The organism is Polaromonas sp., from assembly GCF_030682935.1.
Lineage (GTDB): Bacteria > Pseudomonadota > Gammaproteobacteria > Burkholderiales > Burkholderiaceae_C > Polaromonas.
Genome location: NZ_JAUXNA010000184.1, coordinates 34,765 through 43,160, shown reverse-complemented (window position 1 = coordinate 43,160; position 8,396 = coordinate 34,765). Strand labels below are relative to the sequence as shown.

Annotated in this window: 5 protein-coding genes and 1 pseudogene; all 6 read left to right on the top strand. The window is 60.9% G+C overall.

Annotated elements, in window-relative coordinates; translation table 11 throughout:
• Window positions 1-305, top strand: a pseudogene (locus Q8K05_RS08390) (hydrogenase formation protein HypD); the annotation flags it as partial.
• The gene (gene hypE / locus Q8K05_RS08385) at window positions 302-1,363 is read left to right on the top strand and encodes a hydrogenase expression/formation protein HypE (protein ID WP_305246175.1); all 1,062 of its coding nucleotides are present in this window, start codon (window positions 302-304) and stop codon (window positions 1,361-1,363) included. The pseudogene Q8K05_RS08390 and the gene hypE, both read left to right, overlap by 4 nt.
• A gap of 311 nt (window positions 1,364-1,674) precedes the next feature.
• On the top strand, window positions 1,675-2,997 hold the full coding sequence (gene glgC / locus Q8K05_RS08380) for a glucose-1-phosphate adenylyltransferase (protein ID WP_370868805.1): 1,323 nt from the start codon (window positions 1,675-1,677) through the stop codon (window positions 2,995-2,997).
• Window positions 2,984-4,744, top strand: coding sequence for a glycoside hydrolase family 57 protein (locus Q8K05_RS08375; RefSeq protein WP_237763206.1), 1,761 nt, complete (start codon window positions 2,984-2,986; stop codon window positions 4,742-4,744). The genes glgC and Q8K05_RS08375 overlap by 14 nt, the downstream gene beginning before the upstream one ends.
• Before the next feature lie 49 nt (window positions 4,745-4,793).
• On the top strand, window positions 4,794-6,155 hold the full coding sequence (malQ, locus tag Q8K05_RS08370) for a 4-alpha-glucanotransferase (protein WP_059751797.1): 1,362 nt from the start codon (window positions 4,794-4,796) through the stop codon (window positions 6,153-6,155).
• The gene (gene glgB, locus Q8K05_RS08365) at window positions 6,152-8,371 is read left to right on the top strand and encodes a 1,4-alpha-glucan branching protein GlgB (RefSeq protein WP_059751799.1); all 2,220 of its coding nucleotides are present in this window, start codon (window positions 6,152-6,154) and stop codon (window positions 8,369-8,371) included. The genes malQ and glgB overlap by 4 nt, the downstream gene beginning before the upstream one ends.
• Window positions 8,372-8,396 lie beyond the last annotated feature (25 nt).

Genomic DNA, 8,396 nt, shown 5'->3' with positions numbered 1-8,396 from the left:
GCGACAGTTTTGAGTGGCGCGGGCTCGGTGAGGTGCCGTCCAGCGCCCTGAAGATTCGCTCCGAATTCTCGGCGTTCGATGCCGAGCAGCGCTTCGATCTGACGTATCGCAGCGTGCCCGACCACAAGCAATGCGAGTGCGGCGCCATCCTGCGCGGCGTCAAGCGGCCGACCGACTGCAAGCTGTTCGGCACGGTCTGCACGCCCGAGCACCCGATGGGGTCCTGCATGGTCTCGAGCGAGGGCGCGTGCGCGGCGCACTACACCTATGGACGCTTTCGCGACATAGCGGTGGTGACGGCATGAGCAGTGTGAAGAAAGACTACCTCCGTCCGCTCGACTGGCGGCACGGCCGCGTCGACATGAACCATGGCGCCGGTGGCCGGGTGTCGGCGCAACTGATCGAGACGTTGTTCCTGCGCGCGTTCGACAACGAAGCGCTGCGCCAGGGCAACGACGGTGCGCTGCTGCCGGCACCGCCACCCGGGCACCGGCTGGTCATGGCCACCGACGCGCATGTGATCTCGCCGCTGTTCTTCCCCGGCGGCGACATCGGCTGCCTGGCGGTGCATGGCACGGTCAACGACGTGGCGATGATGGGCGCCATGCCGCTGTACCTGAGCGCCAGCTTCATTCTGGAAGAAGGCTTCCCGCTGGCGGACCTCCAGCGCATTGTCGAATCGATGGCGGCGGCGGCGCGCGAAGCGGGGGTGGCCATCGTCGCCGGCGACACCAAGGTGGTGGAGCGCGGCAAGGGCGACGGCGTGTTCATCAGCACCACCGGGCTGGGCGCGTTGCCGCCGGAGCGCGTCATCGGTGGCGCCAGGGCGCGAGCGGGCGATGTGCTGCTGCTGTCGGGCAGCATTGGCGAGCATGGCGTGGCGGTGCTGTCGCAACGCGAGTCGCTTGATTTCGACACCACCATCCGCTCCGACAGCGCCGCGCTGCACACCCTGGTGGCCGCCATGCTGGCGGCCGCACCCGAGGGGGCGGTGCGCGTGCTGCGCGACCCGACACGCGGCGGCCTGGCCACCACGCTCAACGAGATCGCGCGCCAGTCCGCGGTGGGCATGCTGCTGCAGGAAGCCGCGATACCGGTGCGGCCCCAGGTCGCCGCCGTCTGCGAGCTGCTCGGGCTGGACCCGCTGTACATCGCCAACGAGGGCAAGCTGGTGGCGGTCGTGGCCCCCGAGTCAGCCGAGGTGGTACTGGCGGCAATGCGCGCGCATCCGCTGGGGCATTCGGCAGCGCGCATCGGCCAGGTCAACGCCGACCCGCATCGCTTCGTGCAGATGGCCACGGCCTTCGGCGGGCGCCGGGTGGTGGACTGGCTGAGCGGCGAGCCGCTGCCGCGCATCTGCTGAGCCCGCACTCCGCGCCAACGCCCCGCCAATCGTCTACGAGTTGACATGGCGCAATAACCCAGTCGCGCCAGCAGCTATGTTGAACGGGTGCATTGATGCGCTCGTGACATGGTCGCTGCACCTCCCCTTTCCCCTTTCAATTACAGGAGATTCGACATGCAGCAGCATGCAATGACCGAGACCGCCTACGCCTGCCTCGAGGTGGGTTGGGGCGAATCCCTCCCGCTCGTTCAGTGCGCCTGTGACGCACCGGGGGCCGGGTTGTCATTTCAATCTGCCGCACGCCATCGGAATTCAGCCAGGAGCGGAATATGACGATTTCGAAAGACCAGCAGACCAAGCTTTATCGTCACTACACCGAACCCAAGATGGTGACCGAATTGACGCGAAAAACGGTGGCGCTGGTTCTGGCCGGCGGACAGGGTTCGCGACTCAAGGACTTGACGGCCTGGCGCGCCAAGCCCGCAGTACCGATCGGCGGCAAGTACCGGATTATCGATTTTGCCTTGTCCAACTGCGTCAATTCCGGGATCCGCCGCATCGGCGTGTTAACCCAATATAAATCCCATTCGCTGATCCGCCATCTGCAGCGCGCCTGGAGTTTCATGCGCACAGAAATCGGGGAGTTTGTGGAAATCCTGCCGGCGCAGCAGCGCACCCACAAAAAAGAATGGTACCAGGGCACGGCGGACGCGCTGTACCAAAATATCGATATCGTCCAGCGCCACCATCCGGAATACGTCATCGTGCTCGGCGGCGACCATGTTTACACCATGGATTACTCCGAAATGCTGTTGTATCACGTGCAAACCGGCGCGGAGTTTACTGTAGGCAGTGTCGAAGTGCCGCTGGCGGAAGCCAGTGCCTTCGGGGTGATGTCGGTGGATGCAGATATGCGCATTACCCGCTTTACCGAAAAACCCGCCAACCCGGAGCCGGTTCCCGGCAAGCCCGGCATGGCGCTGGTGTCGATGGGCATTTACATTTTTTCCAAGGATTTTCTGTACAAAGCCCTGGTGGACGATGCAGGCAAAATGCAGTCCTCGCACGATTTTGGCAAAGACATTATTCCCGAGAACATTGCCGACGCGCGCGCGATGGCGTTTCCTTTCCGCACCGATAAAGGCGAGCCGGGTTACTGGCGCGATGTCGGCACGGTGTATTCCTACTGGCAAACCAATATGGAACTGTGTGCGATTGATCCAGAACTCAATCTGTATAACCACGACTGGCCCATCTGGACCTACCAGCCGCAATATCCGCCAGCCAAGTTCATTTTTGACGATGACGACCGCCGCGGCGAGGCGATCGATTCGCTGATTGCGGGTGGCTGCATCCTGTCGGGCGCGCGGGTCAAACGCTCGGTGCTGTTTTTCGCCACCACGGTGGAAAGCTGCAGCCTGATCAAGGACAGCGTAATCTTGCCCAAGGTGAATATTGGCCGCAACTGCCGGATCACTCGGGCCATTATCGACAAGAGCTGTGTAATCCCGGATGGCACCGTCATCGGCGAAGACCTGGTCGAGGACGCTAAGCGTTTCCATGTGACCCAGGAGGGCATTGTATTGGTGACCATGGCCATGCTCGGGCAGATTTTGTATCCGAGATTGCATAGCAGCCATGACTACAACTGAATCACATCACGCCGATCAACCCAGAGTCAAAAAGCTCAATGTCGTGTTGTGCTGGCACATGCACCAGCCGTATTACCGTGAAGGGCTCGCGGGCGCCTATCACCTGCCGTGGGTTTACTTGCACGGCATCAAGGATTACAGCGACATGGCCGCGCATCTGGAACGCTGCCCGGCAATGCGCGCAGTCGTGAATTTTGCGCCGGTGCTGCTGGAGCAACTCGATGATTACGCTCAGCAGCTCGACGCCATGCTCAAAACCGGGGTGCCAACTCAGGATCACATGTTGAATTTTCTGGCCGGTATCGAGCCGATTCCAACGGATGCCGCCGCGCGGCTGGCGCTGATCCAGGCCTGCCAGCGTTGCCACGCGCCGCGCATGATCCACCCGCATCCTGCTTTTCATCGCTTGTTGCGCATGATAGGCGCGACCGATGAGGCGGGCATCGGCATCCATGGCATGCAATGGCACCTGAGCTATCTGAGCGAGCAGTATTTTCTGGATTTGCTCACCTGGTATCACCTCGCCTGGCTTGGCCATTCCTTGAAACAAACGCCGTTGGCGCAGCGACTGCTGACACAGGAACAGGATTATTCGGCAGTGGATCGGCGCGAACTGCTAAGCCTGATGCAGGGGTGTCTGGCAGGACTGATTCCTCGTTACCGTGTGCTGGCTGATCGTGGACAGATCGAATTGTCGGTGACGCCTTATGGCCATCCCATCGTGCCTTTGCTCAACGATTTCAGGAATATGCGCGATGCGCAGCCGGACGCGCCCGCGCCGACGGCTGACGGTTATCCCGGGGGCGCGGAGCGTTCGCGCTGGCATTTGCAGGAAGGGATCGCCGTATTCGAACACTATTTTGGCCGCAAGCCGCAAGGCGTATGGCTGTCCGAAGGCGGCGTCAGCCGCGATGCGCTGACGCAACTCGATGAATTCGAAATCCGCTGGACCGCGTCGGGCGAAGGCGTATGGCGCCATAGTTTTGCGCAATCCGGCAGCACCGATGCGGAGCTCGCCAGCAAGCACAGTCTGTTTTCTCCAGCACAGGTCGACGGCACTCAGACCCGATTGTTTTTCCGCGACGATGGTCTGTCCGACCTGATCGGTTTCAAATACAGTGACTGGCATTCTGACGATGCCGTGGGCGATTTCATTCAGCATCTGGAAAACATTGCCGCGCTGTGGGGCGACAAGGCGGACAAGAAAGTCGTCTCGGTCATTCTGGATGGCGAAAACGCCTGGGAGTATTACCCGGACAACGGCCATTTCTTTCTCGACGCGCTGTATTGCGCATTGTCAAAGCACACCGCCTTGCGCATGACGACCTTTGCCGAACAAGCCAAGAATGCGCCCGCCATTCCCCTGAAACATCTGTCGGCAGGCAGTTGGGTGTACGGCAGTTTTTCCACCTGGATCGGTTCCGACGACAAGAATCGCGGCTGGGATTACCTGGTCGCGGCCAAGCGGGCCTATGACCGTGTGGTCGCGGCAGGCAGCCTGAATTCCGAGCAACTCGCGCTGGCCACGCGGCAGCTTGGGGTGTGCGAAGGCTCGGACTGGTTCTGGTGGTTTGGCGACTACAACCCGTCCGGCAGCGTCAGCGACTTTGAGCAACTGTTTCGCACCCAGTTACGTATGCTGTATCGCTTGATCGGTGTTGTGCCGCCGCCGCAACTCGAGGTCGAGCTGTCGCACGGGGGTGGCCGGGCCGCGAATGCCGGCACCATGCGCAGGAACGTCGGATGAGCGCGCAACGCTCCGCGTTTATTGGTCGGGTCAATAGGGCGTGCGGCTGATGAGCCTGTTCAACTCCGGTCAGCGCCGTGCGGGCATTTTGCTGCACCCGACTTCGCTGCCGTCTGGCACGCTGACGGACGCGCTGCCATGGCTGGATTTTTTGCAGGCGAGCGGCTGCACGCTGTGGCAGATGCTGCCGCTGGGTGTGCCCATCACCGGCTTGTCGCCCTATCAGTGCGCGTCGGCGTTTGCGGTCAACCCGGCGCTGTTTCCCAAGACGCGTGCCGATATGCGCAGCTTTCCCCGCTGGCGTCGCGCGCAGCAACGCTGGCTGGATGATTACGCGCGTTTCATGGTGATCAAGCGCTTGCAAAATGGCGCGTGCTGGGTCGATTGGCCTGAGTCTTTACGTCAGCGCGAGCCGCAGGCACTGTCGGCATTTGACCGGCTTCATGAAGAAGCGCTGGTCGCAGTGATGACCGAGCAATATCACGCCTATTCGCACTGGCAGGGTATACGGCAGGCGGCGCATGCGCGCGGCATCGCCTTGTTTGGCGACATGCCGATTTTTGTTGCGCACGACAGCGCCGATGTATGGGCGCATCCTCAGCGTTTTTTGCTGGATGACGCGGGCAGGCCGACCGTGGTGGCGGGCGTGCCGCCGGATTATTTTTCAGCAGCCGGGCAGCGCTGGGGCAACCCGCACTACAACTGGGCGGTGATGCGGGACGAGGGCTTTAGCTGGTGGCTTGATCGACTGCGCTACCATTTTAAATGGTTTGATCTGGTGCGCATCGATCATTTCCGCGGCCTCGCCGCAGCATGGACTATCCCGGCAGCAGACGACACGGCGGTCAACGGCAGTTGGCAGCCCGTGCCGGGTGCCGAGTTACTGAAAAAACTCAAAGACGAAATGGGTGAAATCCCCCTGGTCGCAGAAGACCTCGGGGTAATTACCCCGGATGTGACGGCGCTGCGCCGCGATTTTCATTTGCCCGGCATGGCGGTGCTGCAATTTGCGTTTGACGGGCATGCCGACAATCCGCACAAACCTGAAAACGTCGGTGAGGATATCGTGTATTACACCGGCACCCACGACAACGACACGACGCTGGGCTGGTTTGCCAGCCTGCCGGAGGAGGTGCAGCACCCGATTCAGCAGCAATTGAACGCGGCTGACGCCGACCAGGTGCTCGACGCCATGCAGGCAAGCGTTCTGGCGAGCCGCGCAACGCTGGCGATCTTGCCGATGCAGGATGTGCTGCGTCTGGGTAGCGAAGCCCGGATGAATACACCGGGGACGTCTGAGGGCAACTGGCGCTGGCGTTTTCAATGGGACATGCTGGTGCCTGAACTGGCATCCTGTTTGCATGAACAATTAGAGAAAACCGCTCGATGCGAGACAAGAAATCCGTCATGAATGTACCCGAATCCACCCCCGCCAAAAAGCCGGTCAGTCGTTTGCCTGCCATCAGTGCGCCCATCATGCGCGTCCAGACTGGCACGCACCACGATCCGTTCGAAGTGCTGGGCTGGCATGTTGAAACGGATGGGTCAAGCATCCTGCGCGCGTTCTTGCCTATGGCCGAAGCGGTGGAAGCCGAAGGCCTGCGCATGAGTCGCGTCGTCGGCACCGATTGCTTCGAACTCAAGCTGGGCACGGGCGTGGCGCATGATCCACACCCGCTGTTGCGCTGGCAGGACAAGCAGGTGGGCGCGTGGCACAGCACGCTCAGCCCCTACAGCTTTGAGCCGCAATTGGGCGAACTGGATATTTATCTGCTGGGTGAAGGCCGCCATATGCAGGCCTGGCAGGTATTGGGGGCGCGGCTTAAAATCATAGACGGCATCGCAGGCTGCCTGTTTGCAGTATGGGCGCCGGCGGTGCAGCGGGTCAGCGTGATTGGTGATTTCAACGTCTGGGACGGCCGCCGCCACCCGATGCGCTGTCGCGGCGACGGGGGCATCTGGGAGCTATTCATCCCCGGCCTTGCGGCAGGCGAAGCGTACAAATACGAAATCCTCAGCGCGCAGGGTCAACTGGTCAAAAAGACCGATCCTTACGCGCGCCAGATGTTTCCGCGCCCCGAGACCACCAGCGCGATTCCCGCCGAGCTTGGCCGGGTGTGGCAGGACGGCGACTGGATGACGGCCCGCGCCGGATTCGACTGGCAGCACCAACCGATCAGCATTTACGAATTGCACGCCGGGTCGTGGCGGCGTCACGCCGATGGCAGCTTTTATTCCTGGGACGAACTGGCCGCCAAGCTGATTCCCTATGTGCTGGAACTTGGCTACACCCATATCGAGTTGCTGCCGATTACCGAGCATCCGCTGGACGCGTCGTGGGGCTATCAGGTGTCGGGCTATTACGCGCCGACCGCGCGCTACGGCTCGCCGGAAGCGTTCCGCCGTTTTGTCGATTCCTGTCACCAGCACCAGCTCGGCGTGATTCTCGACTGGGTGCCGGCGCATTTCCCCAAAGACGATTTTGCGCTGGCGCGGTTTACCGGCGAGGCGCTATACGAACACGACGACCCGCGTCGCGGCGAGCATCAGGATTGGGGCACGCTGATTTTCAACTATGGCCGCAACGAGGTTAAAAACTTTCTGATTGCCAACGCGCTGTACTGGCTGGAAGAGTTTCACATCGATGGCCTGCGGGTCGATGCGGTGGCGTCGATGCTGTATCTGGATTATTCGCGGCGCGAGGGCGAGTGGCTGCCAAATCAATACGGCGGGCGCGAAAACATTGAAGCGATTGCTTTCCTGCGCGAGCTGAATGTTGAGGTACACGGTCGCCACCCTGGCGTGCTGACCTTTGCCGAAGAGTCCACGGCCTGGCCCGCGGTGTCGCGCGCGGTGGAGTTGGGGGGCTTGGGTTTTTCGATGAAGTGGAATATGGGCTGGATGAACGACAGCCTGGCGTATTTCGAACAAGACGCGGTGTATCGAAAATATCAACACAACCAGTTGACCTTCAGCCAGATGTACGCGTGGAGCGAAAACTTCGTGCTGCCGTTGTCGCACGACGAAGTGGTGCACATGAAAAAAAGCCTGCTCGATAAAATGCCGGGCGACGTGTGGCAGCGCTTCGCCAACCTGCGGCTGTTCTACGCCTGGCAATATGGTCACCCCGGCAAGAAGCTGATGTTCATGGGCAGCGAATTCGGGCAGTGGAACGAATGGTCTGAAAAGGGCGAACTCGACTGGGCGCTGCTGGAATTCCCTGCACACGACAGCCTGCGGCGGCTATTGGGGGACCTCAACCGCTTGTATCGAACCGAGCCCGCATTGCACGATTTTGATTTCGATCCGCGCGGCTTTCGCTGGATCGATTGTCACGACGCCGATCAGTCGGTGCTGAGCTTTGTGCGGCAAGGCAAGTCGCCCGCTGCGCAAATGATCGTACTGCTGAATTTCACCCCGGTGACACGGTTCGGCTATCGCGTCGGCGTGCCTTCCGGACATTTGTGGCACGAGGTGCTGAATACCGATTCCGAGTTTTATGGCGGCAGCAATATCGGTAATAGCGGTGCAGTTCTGCCCCAGGCGATTCCGTGGATGGGATTCGAACATTCGTTTGAAGTGACGCTGCCGCCGCTAGCGGCGGTATTTTTCAAAGTGTCGCCCTGATAAGCAAAAAATCAACAACGAAGCA

What these genes read in the sequence shown, in the direction of transcription:
- hypE (WP_305246175.1), top strand. Translation starts at nt 302, where the DNA reads ATGAGCAGTGTGAAGAAAGACTACCTCCGTCCGCTCGACTGGCGGCAC.
- glgC (WP_370868805.1), top strand. Translation starts at nt 1,675, where the DNA reads ATGACGATTTCGAAAGACCAGCAGACCAAGCTTTATCGTCACTACACC.
- Q8K05_RS08375 (WP_237763206.1), top strand. Translation starts at nt 2,984, where the DNA reads ATGACTACAACTGAATCACATCACGCCGATCAACCCAGAGTCAAAAAG.
- malQ (WP_059751797.1), top strand. Translation starts at nt 4,794, where the DNA reads ATGAGCCTGTTCAACTCCGGTCAGCGCCGTGCGGGCATTTTGCTGCAC.
- glgB (WP_059751799.1), top strand. Translation starts at nt 6,152, where the DNA reads ATGAATGTACCCGAATCCACCCCCGCCAAAAAGCCGGTCAGTCGTTTG.